Source organism: Nitratidesulfovibrio oxamicus (genome assembly GCF_015731765.1).
Taxonomy (GTDB): domain Bacteria; phylum Desulfobacterota; class Desulfovibrionia; order Desulfovibrionales; family Desulfovibrionaceae; genus Cupidesulfovibrio; species Cupidesulfovibrio oxamicus.
Map to the genome: position 1 here is coordinate 1 of NZ_VRYY01000780.1, position 554 is coordinate 554.

Here is a 554-nt window from a genome sequence, read left to right on the forward strand (position 1 = left end):
GCAACTGGCGCAACTGGCGCCAGCCGGACCTTGCGCTGGACACCCCGGCGGAACGCTTCTTCGCCGTGACCCTGCCGGATGTGGTGCACGCGGCGAGGCGTCAGGCGGCGCTGGGTGACGGGGTTGCGCCCGCCGCTGCTCCTTCCGCCGCCACGGAAACGGCCCCCGTCTCGGAGGATCGAGGGGATCGGGAAAACCGGGGGGACCGGCCATGAGCGCGCGCCATCCCCCTTCGCCCGCGCAGTCCGGCGCGCCCGGCGGTGTCCCCCTGCCCGATCTTTCCCGTTTGCCCGGTCTTGCCCATTTGCCCGGTCTTGCTCATTTGCCCGATCAGGCCATCATGCCCGCCGAGCAGTGCGCGCTGGCCGTGACCGAATCATGGCTGGGCCGCGCGGAAGCCGCCGTGCAGCGGGTGCTGGCCCACGGCCTGCCATCCTCCGTCCTGTACGACTGGATCATGGATTGCGGGCAGGTGCGCCACCAGCGCCTGTGCGACCCGGCCCGGCGCGACGTGAACAGGCCGCGCGCGGACTGGGACGTGGTGGCCGTCGTCG

At 72.4% G+C, this 554-nt stretch carries 2 pseudogenes; both read left to right on the forward strand.

Features of this window, described 5'->3' with window-relative positions:
* Nucleotides 1-215, forward strand: a pseudogene (locus FVW20_RS18460) (glycosyltransferase family 1 protein); the annotation flags it as partial.
* Nucleotides 212-554, forward strand: a pseudogene (locus FVW20_RS18465) (hypothetical protein); the annotation flags it as partial. The pseudogenes FVW20_RS18460 and FVW20_RS18465, both read left to right, overlap by 4 nt.